At 67.8% G+C, this 16,565-nt stretch carries 11 protein-coding genes; all 11 read right to left on the reverse strand.

The features are described 5' to 3' along the window. Positions 1–76: 76 nt before the first annotated feature. The 11 genes from ASF27_RS21180 to ASF27_RS21230 all read right to left on the reverse strand — a co-directional run bounded on the left by ASF27_RS21180 (position 77) and on the right by ASF27_RS21230 (position 16,565). Positions 77–724, reverse strand: coding sequence for an HAD hydrolase-like protein (locus ASF27_RS21180; RefSeq protein ID WP_056262392.1), 648 nt, complete (start codon positions 722–724; stop codon positions 77–79). Next, a complete protein-coding gene (locus ASF27_RS21185) occupies positions 721–2,619 on the reverse strand; it encodes a PAS domain S-box protein (protein WP_056174208.1) in 1,899 nt (632 codons plus the stop codon). Before ASF27_RS21185 ends, ASF27_RS21180 begins: the two co-directional genes overlap by 4 nt. 187 nt (positions 2,620–2,806) lie before the next feature. Further along, complete coding sequence (locus ASF27_RS21190) at positions 2,807–3,898, reverse strand: alkene reductase (RefSeq protein ID WP_056363352.1); 1,092 nt, start codon at positions 3,896–3,898, stop codon at positions 2,807–2,809. 237 nt (positions 3,899–4,135) lie between these two features. Next, positions 4,136–6,283 carry a sodium-translocating pyrophosphatase gene (locus ASF27_RS21195; protein ID WP_056363356.1) on the reverse strand — a complete coding sequence of 716 codons (2,148 nt, stop codon included), beginning with the start codon at positions 6,281–6,283 and terminating at the stop codon, positions 4,136–4,138. A gap of 334 nt (positions 6,284–6,617) precedes the next feature. Continuing rightward, complete coding sequence (locus ASF27_RS21200) at positions 6,618–7,907, reverse strand: O-antigen ligase family protein (protein ID WP_200918897.1); 1,290 nt, start codon at positions 7,905–7,907, stop codon at positions 6,618–6,620. Between the two features lie 110 nt (positions 7,908–8,017). Further along, positions 8,018–9,121, reverse strand: coding sequence for an acyltransferase (locus ASF27_RS21205; protein WP_056363358.1), 1,104 nt, complete (start codon positions 9,119–9,121; stop codon positions 8,018–8,020). Positions 9,122–9,228: 107 nt separating this feature from the next. Beyond that, complete coding sequence (gene murD, locus ASF27_RS21210) at positions 9,229–10,590, reverse strand: UDP-N-acetylmuramoyl-L-alanine--D-glutamate ligase (RefSeq protein WP_056363361.1); 1,362 nt, start codon at positions 10,588–10,590, stop codon at positions 9,229–9,231. Then, entirely contained in the window at positions 10,590–11,675 is a 1,086-nt protein-coding gene (mraY, locus tag ASF27_RS21215; RefSeq protein ID WP_056094024.1) for a phospho-N-acetylmuramoyl-pentapeptide-transferase, read from the reverse strand. The genes murD and mraY overlap by 1 nt, the downstream gene beginning before the upstream one ends. 83 nt (positions 11,676–11,758) lie before the next feature. Further along, positions 11,759–13,219: a UDP-N-acetylmuramoylalanyl-D-glutamyl-2,6-diaminopimelate--D-alanyl-D-alanine ligase gene (locus ASF27_RS21220; RefSeq protein ID WP_056363401.1), complete on the reverse strand. Its 1,461-nt coding sequence runs from the start codon at positions 13,217–13,219 to the stop codon at positions 11,759–11,761. Between the two features lie 8 nt (positions 13,220–13,227). Next, positions 13,228–14,697: a UDP-N-acetylmuramoyl-L-alanyl-D-glutamate--2,6-diaminopimelate ligase gene (locus ASF27_RS21225; protein ID WP_056363363.1), complete on the reverse strand. Its 1,470-nt coding sequence runs from the start codon at positions 14,695–14,697 to the stop codon at positions 13,228–13,230. Next, positions 14,694–16,565: a penicillin-binding protein 2 gene (locus ASF27_RS21230; RefSeq protein ID WP_156368913.1), complete on the reverse strand. Its 1,872-nt coding sequence runs from the start codon at positions 16,563–16,565 to the stop codon at positions 14,694–14,696. Before ASF27_RS21230 ends, ASF27_RS21225 begins: the two co-directional genes overlap by 4 nt.

Raw genomic sequence — 16,565 nt, forward strand, 5'->3', positions numbered from 1 at the left:
GGGCGAGTCGTGCGCGCCTGAGACAGCGCGCGCAATCCGCCGCACTCGGTTCGATCTACTTTCGGACGCTGTGTGTCTATGCAGACACGCGCCCAACGACGGCGGGTACGATGGCACTCGGATGCGTCAGCATCAGCGCCGGACCCGTGGCCCGCAAGGCTTCGATACGGGTGTAGCCCCAAGCCACGGCGGCAAAGTCGCATCCGACCGACCGGGCCGCATCGTGGTCACGGATCTCATCGCCGACGTAGAGGGTCGAACCGGGGGTAAAACCTGCGTCGCGGACCAGGGCTCTCAGGCGCTTGGCCTTTCCGAACAGCGACGCACCGCAGGCGTAGCGCCGGAAGCGCCGGGCATCCGGCCCGAGCACTGCCTCGATATTGGCCCGGGTGTTGGAACTGACGATCGCGAGCGGCATACCCGCCGCAGCGAGGTCGGCCAGCATCGTCCGAATCCCGGGAAACAGCGAGATCTCAGCGATGTCACGGGCCGCCAACGCGTGCATGTGACGGCTGATGAACGGGAGTTTCCACGGGGCGATTCCGAGATGGCGGACGATACCCGCGGCATCGAGGCCGCGCAGGACCTCGGTCTCATGCGGAGCGATCCGCCGGAAGCGATAGCGATCGGCCACATCGTTGATGACACGGGCAAACCACGGGAAACTATCGGCGAGGGTCCCATCGAAGTCGAAGACGACGAGCCGATAGGGGCCGCGGCTCATGTGGTCAGGTTGGCGGCCGGCACGGTAAGGCGCATCACGAGTCCGTCGCTGTTCCACGCGTGCTCGAGGGTGCCGTCGAGTTGCCCCGCGACGCTGCGCTCGGCCAGCACGGTGCCGAACCCGCGGCGCGTCGGTGGCCCGGAGACGGGTGGGCCGTCGGACTCGGCCCAGACGAGTTCATACGTGTCGCCGTCGCGGCGTCCGGTGAGCCGCACGGTGCCGGCTTCCGTGGACAGGCCGCCGTACTTCATCGCGTTGGTCGCCTGCTCGTGCATGATCAGGGCGAACGCGGTCGCTGCCCGGTCGCCGACGGCGATATCGTCGCCTTGCAGCACGATGCGCGCGCGGCCGTCCTGGACGTAGGCCGCCATGATGAGGCGCATGAGGCCGAACAGGGTCTGGCCCTTCACCTTCGGCGCGCTCGCAGGCGAGTGCGGGCGCACGTACTCGTGTGCGTTGGCGAGGGCACCGAGGCGCTGGCGGAAGGCCGCGACGAAGGGACGGGCCGCCGGATCGGTCCGGGCCGAGAGGGCTGCGATCCCCTCGACCACGGCGAAGATGTTCTTGATGCGGTGGGAGAGTTCCTTGATCAGCAGATCGCGGGCTTCCTCGGCGCGTTTGCGCTCGCGCAGGTCGCGGGTCACGGTCGCATAGCCGATGAGGGCACCACGCGTGTCGCTCACGGGGAAAACGCTATACAGCACGGGGATTCCCTCCCCCGTCGCGAAATGACGGAAGGTGAGCTCCCCCTCCCACCAACCGTCCCGCCGCACGGCCGGCAAAACGGTTTCCGTCACGGTCGTTTGGCATTCCGGGACGAAGTAGTCGGGCACTGCGGTCCTGAGGACCGCATCGGCATCGGCGAGGCCGACGAGCCGCCGGCCGGCCGCGTTGATATGGAGGACCTGGCCGTCCTCGTCGGCGATGCCAATGAAGTCCTTGGAATGCTCGACGATGGCCGCGAGCTTGCGCGCCTCTTCCTCGGCGCGCTTCAGATCTTCGATATCCGTGCAGGTCCCGAACCAACGCTCGATGCGACCTTCGGCATCGCGCAGAGGCATCGCGCGGCCGAGGGTCCAGCGGTAGACGCCCGATTTGTGTCGGAGGCGGTACTCCACCTCGTAGGGGTCTCCGGTGGCCAAGCTGTGCCGCCAGCGCGTCCAGGCTCGGGCCTGATCGTCGGGATGGAACATGCCGTTCCAGCCTTCGCCATCAGTGGAGCCGTAGGGCACGCCGGTGAACTCGTACCAGCGGTCGTTGTAGAAATCGTGGAATCCGTCCGGCTGCGTGGTCCACACCATCTGGGGCATGGCGGCGGTCATGACACGGAACCGACGCTCGCTCGCGGCGAGGTCCGCTTCGCGCACGGCGACCGCCTCCCGGGCCTGTCGCAGTTCGATCAAGGTCGCGACCTGACGCGCCAGGGCCTCGAGGGTCTCGGTCTGAAGCGAGGTCAAGCCGTCCGGCCGAGCGACTTTGTCGAGAACGCACAGGCTTCCCAGCGGAAGACCACCCTTGGAACGGATCACCGCACCGGCATAGAAGCGCAGGCGATGCTCGCCCTGAACAAGGGCATTGTCCGCGGTACGCGGATCGGCCGTCAGGTCGGGGATCACCAGAAGCGGACCATTCTGGATTGCGTGGGCGCAAATCGACAGGGTACGCGGCGTCTCCGTTGGTTCGAAGCCGAGGCGCGCCTTGAACCATTGGCGCGTCTCATCGACGAGGCTGATCAGGACGACGGGAGCGGCGCAGACGATCGCGGCGATGCGAACGAGATCGTCGTAGGCCGGATCCTGGCCGCTATCGAGGATGGTCGTATCACGCAGGGCTTCGAGCCGTTCGGCCTCGGTCCAGTCGGTACCCGGGCCATCGCAGGAGGTGATTACGGTCAAAAGGGAGCGTCCTCGTCAGCGTCTTCAGATAGGGCGCCTAAGAGATCCGTCAAAGCTCGTTTCGGAACGATGGCCGCGCTTCCTTCCCCGTCCGTGTCACATCCGGCGCCCGATCGGAGATCTGGCACCGAACGTCGCGTCGGGCGGCCATGTCGGCAGGCCGCCCGTATCTCAGAGCCTTCGCGCGTCAGGCGGCCTTCGCACCGGACCGGATCGGGTAATCGACGTAGCCCTCGGGGCCCTGGCTGTACCAGGTCTTCTGCTCGTCCTTGGCGAGGGGAGCGCCTTCGGCAATACGGGCGGGCAGATCCGGGTTGGCGATGAACGGTCGCCCGAACGCGATGGCGTCGGCGTGCCCGGCATCGAGCACGGCTTGCCCCTTGGGGCCGTCGTAATCGGAATTCAGCACAAGCGGGCCCCCGAAGGCCGCCTTGATGGTCGGGGCGACAGGGGGATGATTTGCCTTGCCGAAGGTCCCTTCGGGGCCCGGCTCACGCAGTTCGAGGAAGGCGATGCCGATCTCCGACAGGGCCGCGGCGGCGGCGGCGAACAGGGTGTCGGGGTCGGAATCGTCCACACCCTGGATGGCACCGTTGGGCGACAGGCGTACGCCGGTGCGGTCGGCCCCAATGGCATCGGCAACGGTGCGGGTCACCTCGGTCAGCAGGCGGATACGGTTCTCGATGGAGCCGCCGTAACGGTCGTCACGGAAGTTGGAGCCGTCGCGCAGGAATTGGTCGATGAGGTAGCCGTTGGCCGCATGGATCTGCACGCCGTCGAAGCCGGCCGCGATGGCGTTGCGAGCAGCGCGGTCGTAATCGGCCAGGAGGCGCGGAATCTCCTCGACGGGCAGCGGGCGCGCCTCGGCATAGGGCTTCTTGCCCGAATAGGTGTGGGCGGCATCCGGCGCCGTCGTGGCCGAGGCCGAGATCGGCTTGGCACCGCCGAGGAAGTCGGGGTGGACGATGCGGCCCATGTGCCAGAGCTGGCAGACGATACAGCCGCCGGCCTCGTGCACGGCCTTCACGATCGGTTTCCAGGCCGCGACCTGCTCGTCCGACCAGATGCCCGGAGCGTAGGGCCAGCCGAGGCCTTCCTGGCTGATGCCGGTGGCTTCGGTGATGATGAGGCCGGCCGCGGCGCGCTGGGTGTAATACTCCACCATGATGGGCGTCGGCACGTGGGCGCGGGTGGCGCGGCCGCGGGTGAGCGGGGCCATGAAGACGCGATTCTTGGCTTCGATCGCGCCGATGCGGATCGGGTCGGACAGGCTCGGCATTGCAGGCTCTCGCGTTGTTTCAAGGACGAACGGAAGCGGACAGCATCCCGTAAGATGTCGAGGCTTCGAGACCCGTAATTGGATTGCGCGCGATACGATGTCAGGGGTGGCGCGACGACGGCCCACCGCGCCGGTGCGGCATCGCACACGCCGGATCGCGACACCGCTCGCGATGGACGAAGGGGCCGGAACCCTGCGGCACCGACCCCCTCTGATGATTCGCGGCCGGTGGGGCCGTCAGTGATGCGCCAGCACAGCCAGGAGCAGGAGGGCGATGATGTTGGTGATCTTGATCGCCGGGTTCACGGCGGGGCCGGCGGTGTCCTTGTAGGGGTCGCCGACGGTGTCGCCGGTGACGGCCGCCTTGTGGGCCTCCGAACCCTTGCCGCCGTGGTGCCCGTCCTCGATGTACTTCTTGGCGTTGTCCCAGGCGCCGCCGCCCGACGTCATCGAGATGGCGACGTAGAGGCCGGTGAGGATCACGCCGAGGAGCGAGGCGCCAACGGTGGCGAAAGCCTGGCTCTTGCCGGCGATGGCCTGGATCGCGAAGAACAGGACGATGGGCGACAGCACCGGGAGGAGCGAGGGCAGGATCATCTCCTTGATCGCCGCCCGGGTGAGCATATCGACGGCCCGGCCGTAATCCGGCCGGTCGGTCCCGAGCATGATGCCGGGCTTCTCGCGGAACTGGCGGCGGACCTCCTCCACCACGGCGCCGGCGGCACGCCCCACCGCCGTCATCGCCATGCCGCTGAACAGGAACGGAATCAGGCCCCCGAGCAGCAGGCCGACGACGACGTAGGGGTTCGAGAGCGAGAAATCGACGGTGACGCCCTGGAAGAAGCGGTACTGGGTCGGGCTGGCGTTGGCGATGAAGTAGTTCAGGTCCGAGGTGTATGCGGCGAACAGCACCAGGGCGCCGAGACCGGCCGAGCCGATGGCGTAGCCCTTGGTCACCGCCTTGGTGGTGTTGCCGACCGCGTCGAGGGCGTCCGTGGATTTCCTGACCTCCGGGGGCAGGCCCGCCATCTCGGCGATGCCGCCGGCATTGTCGGTGACGGGTCCGAAGGCGTCGAGCGCCACGATGAAGCCGGCGAGCGCCAGCATGGCGGTGACCGCGATGGCGATGCCGAACAGGCCCGCGAGCGAGTAGGTGCCGATGATGCCCGCCACGATGACGAGGGCCGGCAGGGCGGTGGATTCGAGCGAGACCGCCAGGCCCTGGATCACGTTGGTGCCGTGGCCCGTCACCGAGGCATCGGCGATGGATTTGACCGGCCGGAAGTTGGTGCCGGTGTAATACTCGGTGATCACCACGATGAGCGCCGTGATGACGAGGCCGATGACGGCGCAGCCGAGCAGGCCGCCGGAGGTGAAGCTCACCCCCGCATTGGTGGTGAAGGTGGTGGAGAAGCTGCCGAACAGGGCTAAGTTCACGAGCGCGATGGCGCCGATGGAGAGGGCGCCGGCGGTGATCAGGCCCTTGTAGAGGGCGCCCATGATCGACTGGTTGGCGCCGAGCCGGACCGCGTAGGTGCCCGCGATGGAGGTGAGGATACAGGCCGAGCCGATGGCCAGGGGATAGAGCAGCATCGCCTCCAGGACGTTGCGGCCGGCGACGTCGGTCTGCCCGGCGAAGAAGATCGCCGCCAGCACCATGGTGGCGACCACGGTCACTGCGTAGGTCTCGAACAGGTCGGCGGCCATCCCGGCGCAATCGCCGACATTGTCCCCGACGTTGTCGGCAATGGTGGCGGGGTTGCGCGGGTCGTCTTCCGGAATCCCGGCCTCGACCTTGCCGACGAGGTCGCCGCCGACGTCGGCGCCCTTGGTGAAGATGCCGCCGCCGAGGCGCGCGAAGATCGAGATGAGCGAGGCGCCGAAGCCGAGGGCAACCAGGGCGTCGATGACCTCTCGGCTGGCGGGCGCCAGTCCGGCGATGCGGGTGAGGTAGCCGTAGTACAGGGCGACCCCGAGGAGCGCGAGGCCGGCGACGAACATCCCGGTGACGGCGCCCGACTTGAACGCCACGTCGAGGCCCGCCCCGAGCGAGGTCGAGGCGGCCTGGGCCGTGCGGACGTTGGCGCGCACGGACACGTTCATGCCGATAAAGCCGGCGGCGCCCGAGAGCACCGCGCCGATGAGGAAGCCGATCGCGACCTTGAGGCCGAGGAAGAAAGCCAGGGCGACGAACAGTACGAGACCTACGGCGGCGATGGTGGCGTATTGCCGGCGCAGGTAGGCCTGGGCGCCCTCCGCGATGGCACCGGCGATCTCCTGCATGCGCTGGGTGCCGGCGTCTCGGCGCAGGACGTCGTTGATCGTGACGATGCCGTAGGCGACGGCGCAGAGCCCGCCCAGGATGATCAGCAGCAATGCGGTCATTCGTACCGTCCTTGGGTGATCGCGAGATGATCCCTCAGCCGTCGGGCGCGGTTTATGGGCTTGGCTTGCCGTGTGGTCCTGGTTCGTCGTCCTGGCTTGCCTCGTGATTGGCGCGCATGGGACGTGAAGCCCGATGGTGTGATCGCATTCCTCCCCGGAATTGCTCTCCCTGAGTGCCAAACTTCGCCGTGAAGCGCAAACGTCCGATCACGTTTTAAGCTACGGATATTTGTGCGTCGCACCATCGCGCGAAGATTTCGTGCAGGATCACCTGCATTCGGCAGGTTTCAAGCCTTGCCGCTGGTCCTGGCGGGCTGTGTTCGGGACATGAAACTTATGAAACTCCGGGAAGCTGCGCGTCGGCGTCGTGGCGGCCGGCACGCCAGGCCAGGCGGCCGGCTTCGAGGCCCCACACCATCCCGAGCATCATGTAGACGTGGCGCCACTTCTCGATGTCGATCTGGAACGCCTGGAGGAAGAACATCAGGAGCGCCGGAAATACGACCTGGCTCAGCCCCTGATATGGCGAGGGCTGGAGGCAAAGGCGAAACCCGACGAACGTCGTCGTCAACACGATGCCCAGGAAGGCGAATCCGCCGATCCAGCCTCCGTTGGCGAACCCGCCGATATAGGTGTTGTGCGGGTCGAGATCGAAGACCAGCCGCCACCGCAAGGGCCCGAAACCGAGGGGACGATCGATGAGCATCGGGATGCCCCGGCGCTGATTGCCGAACCGCCCGGTCTCGCCTTCGTCGTAGCTCTTCGTGACCTGGGCCCGGTCGGTGAAGCGTTCGGCAATGCTGTCGACGGAGAGGAGGCCTCCGATCAGCAGCGCGCCGACGAGCATCGCCAGGGCCGACAGGCGCGCGATGCGCCGACGGACGATCCGGGACGGGGTAGTCGCCCAGGTCAGCCCGACGGTCAGCGCGATGCCGATGACACATGCGCCCCAGGACCCGCGCGAGAACGAGAGGAAGACACAGGCGAGAATGACCAGCAGGGCCGCCACGGACAGGAAGACCCGTCGCGTTTCTCCCACTAGCAATCCGCGGATGAAATACAGGGCCGACAGGATGAGGAACGACCCCAGGAGGTTGGGATCCTGGAAGACGCCTGAGGCCCGACCGTCCATCTTGTACAGGATGGCTTCGCCGATAATGTCGAAATAGCTGAGGATGCCGCAGATCGCGGCGAACAGGCAGCCGGCCAGATACGCTTTGAGCCCGAACGTCACGCGCTTGGCGGTGTCGTCCGAGAAGAACATCACGAAGAAGATGCCCGTGATCCCGAGATAGACGGTCTGATAGGTCCACTCGACCGGAAGGGCTTCATCGAAATAGGGGATCAGCGAGACGAGGATCGCGGCGAGATAGATCAGAAGCAGCGCAACAATGATGATCGTTGCGCGATAGAGCCTGATGTCCAGCAGAAACCAGAGCAGAATGGTCGGCGGCGCAAGAAAATCATAGGGCGACGGCTTCATGAACGTGAAGCACGTGAAGAAGATGAACAGCGCGAAGAGGAGGTAACCGAGGGACTCGAGGGGAGCCGATATGACGTGGCGTGCTGGCGTCGCCGCGCCGCCGTCGAACGTGCTCCCTGCCCAGCCCGCTGCCATCGTCATCGTCCAATCCGCCGCGAAGCGTGCGGCTGCCCCTCAGTATGGAATAGGCGTGTCAGCGAAGCCTTAAGGACGCGCCTGTCCGGATTTTTCCGCGATAATCGTCCCGTGCCTCAGGCGGTGAGTGGCGTCGGCGCCCCTCGGCGGACGAGGAGCCCTTGAACGAAGCCGGTCACCGGCCTTTCGATCCAGCGATGGATCATCACCGCGACGACGCAGGACGCCACGAGCGTGACGGCGACGATGGGCCAAAGAGTCGATGGCTGTTCCAGGCCGGCCGCTTGCGCCGCCTTGCGGGTTCCGACGATCACGAAGGGGTGGCTGAGGTACAGCACGTAGGAGGCATCGCCGAGGAGAAGGCCGAGCCTCGCCAGCGGCGACGGACCGGCTTGGCGACCGAGCACGGCGGCGGCGACGATGAGGGCGGCGGGGAGACCCCAACCGATCACCCGCGCGATATCGTTCGGTGTCGTCCATCCCATGGCTTGATGGGCCGAGTCGATGGGGTCGACGAACAGGATCGCGAAGCCGCCGGCGAGGAGGACGCTCCGGGCGAGGCCCGAAAGCAAGACGCCGTTGCGAAGCAGGAGGGCGAGGCCCATTCCGAACCCGAACTCGAGGATGATCGGGCGCGTCCAGAAGAACGGCGCCGCCGCGCTCGGCTGCATCACTAGTCCCACGACAACGAGAGCGCCGAGAGTGGCTGCGGCCGCCATCACCGCCCGCTCGCGCCGCAGACCGATGAACACGGCAAATAGCAGGTAGAAGAACATCTCGTAATTGAGGGTCCATCCGAGTTCCAGGACCGGCAGCGGAACGGACTGTCCGGGCGCGAAGGCCGGCCAGAAGCCGAACGACGCCAGGATGGTCGCGGGACCGGCGGCCTCCTTGGTGGTGCCGGCAAGCCCGATGCTCACAACCGCCACGTAGAGGGCGGTGAAGATCCAGTAGAGCGGGACGATCCTGGCCACACGCCGGCCGAGGAACTCGCTCGCGGCCCCCTGCCGTCCGAACAGCTTCTCGGAGGCGTAAACCATGATGAAACCGGAGATGACGAAGAAGATGTCGACGCCCGCGCCCCAGGGGAGCAGATGCACGCGCTCGAAGGATCCGCCGAGCTTCCCGCTCTGCACGAAGGCGTGGTGCTGGGCGTGTCCGAAGACGACCATGAGGGCGGCGAGACCCCGCAGAACCTGCACGGAGACGATCTGCTTCATCGTGGCGCGGTCTCGAACGCGGCAGCATGCCGACTGGAGACGGACCATGCGACCGCGGCGGTTAAGCCCCGATGAAACCGATCGCCGAGCCGTCGAACGCCGTCAGTCTACTGGGTGAGGCGGCGCACGAGATCCCGGAACTGGTCGCCCCGATCCTCGAAGCTCCTGAACTGGTCGTAGGAGGCGCAGGCCGGGGAGAGCAGCACCACGGGTTCGGCCGCCTCGGACGCCGCTGCCGCGTCCGCAGCCTTCGCGGTGGCGACGTCGAGGGTGCCGCAGCGGGTGTAGGGCACCCGCCCCTCCAGGGTGGCGGCGAAGGCGTCGCTCGCCGCGCCGATGAGGTAGGCGTGGGCGACCCGGCCGAACAGCGGCACGAGCGGTTCGATGCCCCCCGCCTTGGCCTTGCCGCCGAGGATCCAGTGAATGTCGTGAAAGGCGGTGAGCGCCTTTTCCGTCGAGTCGGCGTTGGTTGCCTTGGAATCGTTGACGAACAGCGCCCGACCGCGGCGGCCGACCTCCTCCATGCGGTGGGGCAGGCCCGGGAAGGTCTTCAAACCAGCCAGGATGGCCTCGGCGTCGAGGCCGAGGGCTTGGACCACGGCGATGGCCACGGCGGCGTTCTGCCAATTGTGGGCGCCGCGCAGGGTGCCGATCCCGTCGAGATCGGCGAGGACCGTGCCGTCCGCCCCGAACACGCATCCGTCGCGGGCTGCGAGGCTTCCTTCCGGCATCCCCTCCCCCACGTGCACCCGCACGATGGCGCCCGTGACCGCATCGGCGATGGCCCGGCTCGGGGCGTCGTCGATGCCGACGACGGCGAGGGCCGAGCCGGCGATCAGGCGTGCCTTGATGGCGGCGTAGAGCTCCAGGGTGCCGTGGCGGTCGAGGTGGTCGGGAGTGACGTTGAGGAGCACGCCGATGCCGGGATTCAGCGACGGCGTCAGGTCGATCTGGAACGAGGACAGCTCGATGACGTGGATGCGGTCCGGCGCGGGCGGCGCAAGGGACAGGATGGCGGTGCCGATGTTGCCGCCCATCTGCACGTCCCGGCCGGCTCGGCCGAGGACGTGCGCGATGAGAGCCGTGGTCGTCGATTTGCCGTTCGTGCCCGTGATGGCCACGAAGGGAGCGGCGGGTGCGATCCGGGCCCGCTCGCGGCAGAACAGCTCGATGTCGCCGATGATCTCGATGCCGGCGGCCTGCGCCTTGTCCACGGTCCAGTGCGGGACCGGATGGGTCAGGGGTACGCCGGGAGCGAGAATGAGGGCCGCGAATTCCGACCAGTCGGCGTCGTGGAGATCCGAGACGGTGAAGCCCTGCCCGCGTGCTCGCGCCGCACTTTCCGGGCTGTCGTCCCAGGCCAGCACATCGGCCCCGCCGGACCGCAGGGCCCGCAGGGTGGCGAGGCCGGAGCCACCGAGGCCGAACAGGGCGACCTTGCGGCCGGCGAAGCAGGAGGCGGGCGTCATCAGCGCAGCTTCAGGGTGGCGAGACCAGCGAGTGCCAGGATCACGGCGATGATCCAGAACCGGATCACGACCTGCGGCTCCTTCCAGCCCTTCTGCTCGAAATGGTGATGGATCGGCGCCATGCGGAAGACCCGCTTACCGGTGAGCTTGAACGACGCGACCTGGATGATCACCGACATCATCTCGAGGACGAACAGGCCGCCCACGATGGCGAGGACTATCTCGTGCTTGGTGGCCACCGCCACGGTGCCGAGCAGACCGCCGAGCGCCAGCGAGCCGGTATCGCCCATGAAGATCTGGGCCGGCGGCGCGTTGAACCACAGGAAGCCGAGGCCCGCCCCGATCACCGCACCGCAGACCACCGCGAGTTCGCCGGTGTCGCGGACGTAGTTCACCTGGAGGTATCCGGCGGTGAAGACGTTGCCGACGAGGTAGGCGATGACCCCGAAGGTGCCGCAGGCGATCATCACCGGCACGATGGCGAGGCCGTCGAGGCCGTCGGTCATGTTCACGGCATTGCCCGCGCCCACGATGACGAAGGCGGCGAACAGCACGTAGAACCAGCCGAGGTTCAGCAGCGCGTCCTTGAACACCGGAAACGCGAGGTGGTTCTGCAGGGCGGCCGGCGAGTACACCGCGATGACCGTGCAGGCGGCGAGCGCGATGGCCGCTTCCAGCAGCAGGCGGAAGCGGCCCGAGAAACCCTTGTGCGACTGCTTCGTCACTTTGAGGTAATCGTCGTAGAAGCCGATGGCGCCGAACCCCAGGGTCACGGCCAGCACCACCCAGACGTAGTGGTTGCGCGGGTTGGCCCAGAGCAGGATCGCCACGATGGCGCCGGCCAGGATCATCAAACCGCCCATGGTGGGCGTGCCCCGCTTCGTCAGCAGGTGCGATTGCGGTCCATCCTCGCGGATGGGCTGGCCCTTGCCCTGGCGCAGGCGCAGGAGCGAGATGATGAGCGGCCCGAACCAGAATACGAACAGGCCCGCCGTGAACAGCGCGCCGCCGGTGCGGAAGGTGATGTAGCGGAAGACGTTGAGCGGCGACAGGGTGCCGCTCAAGTCCGACAGAAGATACAGCATCCAGCACCTGGCCGCGGTTTTCGAGGATCAATTCCGGACAGGCGGGGCCGCGGACCCCGCCCTCCCGGCCGTGAGCGGGCGTCTCAGCGAGCGATCGTCTGAGCCGTCGCAGCTTGTCCGGGGTTCGCGTACCGGGCTTTGAGAGCTTCGACAATCCGGCCCATGCGGATGCTGTTGGATCCCTTCACCATCACGGCGTCTCCGGTCCGCAGGATGCCGAGCACGGAATCGATGAGTTCGCCCGAGGTCGCCGCGCAGGTGCCGCGTCGGCTCAAGGGAAGCGCCTCGAACAGGTGACGCATGAGCGGGCCGGCGGTGAAGACGAGGTCGACGTTCGCTTTCTCGACTGCGTCGGCGAGGTCGCGGTGATGGTCCGCACCGGCGGGCCCGAGTTCCAGCATGTCGCCTAGAACGGCGATGCGGCGTCCGCGCGGGCCGGTCTCGATGGCCGAAAGGGTGGCCAGAGCCGCCCGGATGGAGGCCGGATTGGCGTTGTAGCTCTCATCGACAAGGAAGGCCTCGCCTTCCCCGATCCGTAGGGCCGTGCGTTCGCCGCGCCCCACGGGCGGCCGGAGTGCCGCCAGCGACAGGGCGGCCATGGCGAGGTCGGCCCCGAGCGCATGGACCACCGCCATGACGCCCAGCGAATTCATCGCCGTGTGCCGTCCCGGGGTGCCGAGTTGGTAGGTCACCGGAATGCCCATCACCACGGCGTCGACCACGGAGAGGTCGGGCCGCAGGACGATGCGGAGCGCCCGGACATCGGCCTCGGGGTGCTCGCCGAAGCTGACGACCCGGCCGGCATCGGACGCCTGCGCGTGCGCCAGCAATCGCGAAAAGCTCGGGTTGTCGCGGTTGAGGATCGCGGTGCCGCCGGCGCGCAGCCCGGAAAAGATCTCGCCCTTGGCGTCGGCGATGGCCGACAGCGAGGCGAAGTGCTCGATGTGCACGGGCTCCACGGTGGTCACCAGGGCGATGTCCGGCCGGACCATGGCGGCGAGCGGCACGATCTCCCGGGGGTGGTTCATGCCGATCTCGAACACGCCGTAATCGGCGTCGGCCGGCATGCGTGTGAGCGTCAGGGGCACGCCCCAGTGGTTGTTGTAGGACGCAATGGAGGCATGGGTGCGCCCCTGCGCCGACAGCACGTGGCGCAGGGCCTCCTTGGTGCCGGTCTTGCCCACCGACCCCGTCACCGCGACGATACCGGCTTTGGTACGGGCGCGGGCGGCGAGGCCGAGCGCCCGCATGGCGTCGAGGACGGGGTCGTCGCTCGCGCCCGAGACGGCCAGCACCGCACCGGCTCCGCCGAATTCCGCCGCGCGATCGGCCGAGACCACGGCGGCGGCGGCCCCGCGCGACAGGGCATCGCGCACGAAGTCGTGGCCGTCGCGGGCCTCCCCACGAATGGCGAAGAACAGGTCGCCCGGCTGCAGGCTGCGCGTGTCGATGGAGGCGCCCGTGATGGGCTTCGGGTCACCGTGCAGGGTCCCGCCGGTGGCGGCCTCGAGGGCTTGCCCCGTCCAGAGGGGCATGTCGGACAGGGAGGAATTCATGCCGCACGCTCCGCGATGGCTGCCCGGAGCACGTCGTGGTCCGAGAACGGCAGGACGGTTGTGCCGACGATCTGGCCGGTTTCATGGCCCTTGCCGGCCACCACGAGGACGTCGCCGGGCGACAGACCCCGGACGGCCGTACGGATCGCCTCGGCGCGGTCGCCGATCTCCGTCGCGTCGGACGCAGCCGCCAGGATCTCGGCGCGGATCGCAGCCGGATCCTCGGAGCGCGGGTTGTCGTCGGTCACTATGGTCCAGTCGGCGCCCTTGGCCGCGATGGCGCCCATGATCGGGCGCTTGCCCCGGTCGCGGTCTCCGCCACAGCCGAACACACAGACGAGGCGACCCGTCGCGAACGGACGCAACGCCGTGAGGACGCCTTCAAGGGCTTCCGGCTTGTGGGCGTAGTCGACGAGGCAGAGGGCGCCGTTCGCCTCGCCGATCCGCTCCATGCGGCCGGGCACGCCCGTGAGATGTTCCAGCGCTGCGATCACGCCGGCGGGATCGGCCTCGCCGGCCGGGGTCGCCAGGGCGAGACCGGCGGCGAGGAGGGCGTTCTCGACCTGAAACCCTCCGACAAGGGGAAGGCGCACCGCATACTGAGTCTGTCCGCCAAAGCCTGGAGCGAGCACGTCGAGGTGCTGGCAGAAGCCCTCCGTCCGCGCGGCGAGGAGCCGAACGGATTCGCCGGCCCGTCCGGTCGTGCGCAGGCTCAAGCCCCGCGCCAGGGCGGCCGCGATGACCACCTTGGCGTAGGCGCCGTCGGCGTTGATCACCGCCGGAATGCCGGGCTGGGCAAGTGTCGTGAACAGCCGCAGCTTGGCCGCGAGGTAATCGTCGAGGGTGGCGTGATAATCGAGATGGTCGCGCCCGAGATTGGTGAACGCGACGGCGGAGAGTTCGACGCCGTCGAGGCGGCGCTGCTCGATGCCGTGGGAGGAGGCCTCCACGGCGAGATCGGTGATGCCGTCGGCCGCCAGCCGCGCCAGCGTCGCCTGCAGGGTCACGGGGTCCGGCGTCGTCAGGGAGCCGTAGGTGGCGCCCCGGTTGGTGACGATGCCCACCGTGCCGAGGCTGGCCGATTCACATCCGAGCCGCGACAGGATCTGACGGACGAAGTCCGTGACCGAACTCTTGCCGCTGGTGCCGGTGACGGCCACGATGCGGGTCGGCTGCCGGCCGGAGAAGTTGCGCGCCGCAAGGGCCAGGCTCCGCCGCACGTCGTCGACGGCGACGTAAGGACAGGCCAGGTCGAGACCGGCCGGGCGGTCGCCCTCCCCCACCACCGCGACGGCGCCCGCCGCGACGGCGCCGGCGACGAAGCGACGTCCATCGGCCACCGTGCCGGGCACGGCCACGAACACGAAGCCCGGTTCGACCTTGCGGGAATCCGCCGTCAGTCCGGAGACCGGCGTTGCATCGCCGGCCGCTTCGGGGAACAGGCTGCCGAGGGTGGCCCCGGTCATCGTCCGTCCACCTGGGTGGCGTGATAGGCACCGAGCTTGACCATCAGGGGGAACGGCTTCACCGGCGGATCGAATTGCGGCGGCAGGCCGAGGATCGGGGCAACGCGCTCGATGACGCGGCCCGTGACCACGCCAGAGTTCCAGGCGGCGGTGGCGTAGCCGCCCGATTCCGGGAGGCCCTGGGGCTCGTCCATGATGGTCACGAAGAGGTATTTCGGAGCGTTCATGGGCGCGGCGGCCATGAAGGTGGTGAACAGGCGGTTCTTCACGTAGCGCCCGTGGATGACCTTCTCGGCGGTGCCGGTCTTGCCGCCGACGTAGTACAGCGGAATCGAGGCCTTCTTGGCCGAACCTTCGACGGCATTGAGGCGCATGATGAAGCGCATGGCCTCGCTGGTCTCGGGTTTGAGCACCCGGGTCGCCTTCTTCAGGGCCTCGGCTTCGGTGGTCTTCAGAAAGGTCGGCACGATGAGGTTGCCGCCATTGGTGATGGCACCCACCGCCGCGGCCGCCTGGAGTGGCGCCACCGCGAGGCCGTGGCCGAACGCGATGGTGATGGTGTTGATCTCGGTCCAGCGCTGGGGAACGATGGGTTCGGCGCTCTCCGGCAGTTCCGTCCGCATACGGTCGGTGAGACCCATCTTCTTCAGGAACGCCCTGTGACCGGGCACGCCGACGCCGAGGGCCATTTTGGCCGAGCCGATGTTCGACGAGTGCGTGAACACCTCCGGCATGGTGATGGTGCGGTTGGTGCCGTGATATTCGTGGATCTTCTGCCGGCCCCAGGTCAGCACGCCGCCCCGGGTGTCGAAGGTCGAATTCACGTTGTATTTGCCCGAATCGAGCGCCATGGCCAGGGTCATCGCCTTGAAGGTCGACCCCATCTCGTAGACGCCGACATTCATGCGGTTGATGCGGTCGGACGACAGGGCGTCTGCCGGGTCGTTGGGGTCGAAATCCGGCAGGGAGGCCAGCGCGATCACCTCGCCGGTGGTCACGTCGAGGATCATGCCGGCGGCAGCCTTGGCCTTGAAGTGATCGACACCCCAGGCGAGCTCGTCGCGCAGGGCAAACTGCGCCCGCAGATCGATGGAGAGCTGCACCGGCTTGAGGTCGGTCTGTTTCGCCACGAGGCCGAACTCGTTGAGCGCCTTGTTGCCCTGCGTATCGATGTATTTCTCGATGCCCGCGATGCCGAGGTTGTCGAGGTTGGTGATGCCGATGATGTGGGCCGCCGCGACCCCGTTGGGGTAGACACGCTTGTGGTCGGGCAGGAAGCCGATGCCGGGGATGCCGAGGCGGTGGACTTCGGCCTGCTGCTTCGGGGTGATCTCGCGCTTGACCCAGACGAAGCCCTTCTCCTTGCCGGTCGATCCGACGCGGGCCGAGAGCTTGGTACGCAGGTCGTTGGCGTTGAGCTGGGGCAGGACGGCGGTGAGCAGTTCCACCGCCTCGTCCTTGTCGACGATGTTGCGCGGCTCGGCGAAGACCGACACCGTGCGGATATCGGTGGCCAGGATTTCGCCGTTGCGGTCGACGATGTCGGGCCGGATCGCCGTGGTGGCGGAGGCGGCGACGCGCTTGTCCGAGTTGTCCGTCTCCGGGAACGCCGCGAGATAGACCAGGCGCACGCCGATGGTCGCGAACACGGCGGCGAAGCCAAGGCCGACGAGACCGACGCGGGCATAGCTCCGCTCGATGGCGAGATGGAACATCGCCCGCGCCAGGGCGACGACGCGGTTTCCGCGCGGCGCTGGAGGAGGCGGCTCCGCCACGGGGACTTCGACCAGGGCCCCTGGCAGCGACTCGTGCTCTCGCATCGACTCGGCCTCGGGCGGAGCGGCGTCCGGAATAACGTCTTGCGACAC

The organism is Methylobacterium sp. Leaf102 (genome assembly GCF_001422425.1).
Classification (GTDB): domain Bacteria; phylum Pseudomonadota; class Alphaproteobacteria; order Rhizobiales; family Beijerinckiaceae; genus Methylobacterium.

What these genes read in the sequence shown, in the direction of transcription:
- ASF27_RS21205 (WP_056363358.1), bottom strand. Translation starts at nt 9,121, where the DNA reads ATGAAGCAGATCGTCTCCGTGCAGGTTCTGCGGGGTCTCGCCGCCCTC.
- ASF27_RS21200 (WP_200918897.1), bottom strand. Translation starts at nt 7,907, where the DNA reads ATGACGATGGCAGCGGGCTGGGCAGGGAGCACGTTCGACGGCGGCGCG.
- ASF27_RS21225 (WP_056363363.1), bottom strand. Translation starts at nt 14,697, where the DNA reads ATGACCGGGGCCACCCTCGGCAGCCTGTTCCCCGAAGCGGCCGGCGAT.
- ASF27_RS21195 (WP_056363356.1), bottom strand. Translation starts at nt 6,283, where the DNA reads ATGACCGCATTGCTGCTGATCATCCTGGGCGGGCTCTGCGCCGTCGCC.
- mraY (WP_056094024.1), bottom strand. Translation starts at nt 11,675, where the DNA reads ATGCTGTATCTTCTGTCGGACTTGAGCGGCACCCTGTCGCCGCTCAAC.
- murD (WP_056363361.1), bottom strand. Translation starts at nt 10,590, where the DNA reads ATGACGCCCGCCTCCTGCTTCGCCGGCCGCAAGGTCGCCCTGTTCGGC.
- ASF27_RS21180 (WP_056262392.1), bottom strand. Translation starts at nt 724, where the DNA reads ATGAGCCGCGGCCCCTATCGGCTCGTCGTCTTCGACTTCGATGGGACC.
- ASF27_RS21190 (WP_056363352.1), bottom strand. Translation starts at nt 3,898, where the DNA reads ATGCCGAGCCTGTCCGACCCGATCCGCATCGGCGCGATCGAAGCCAAG.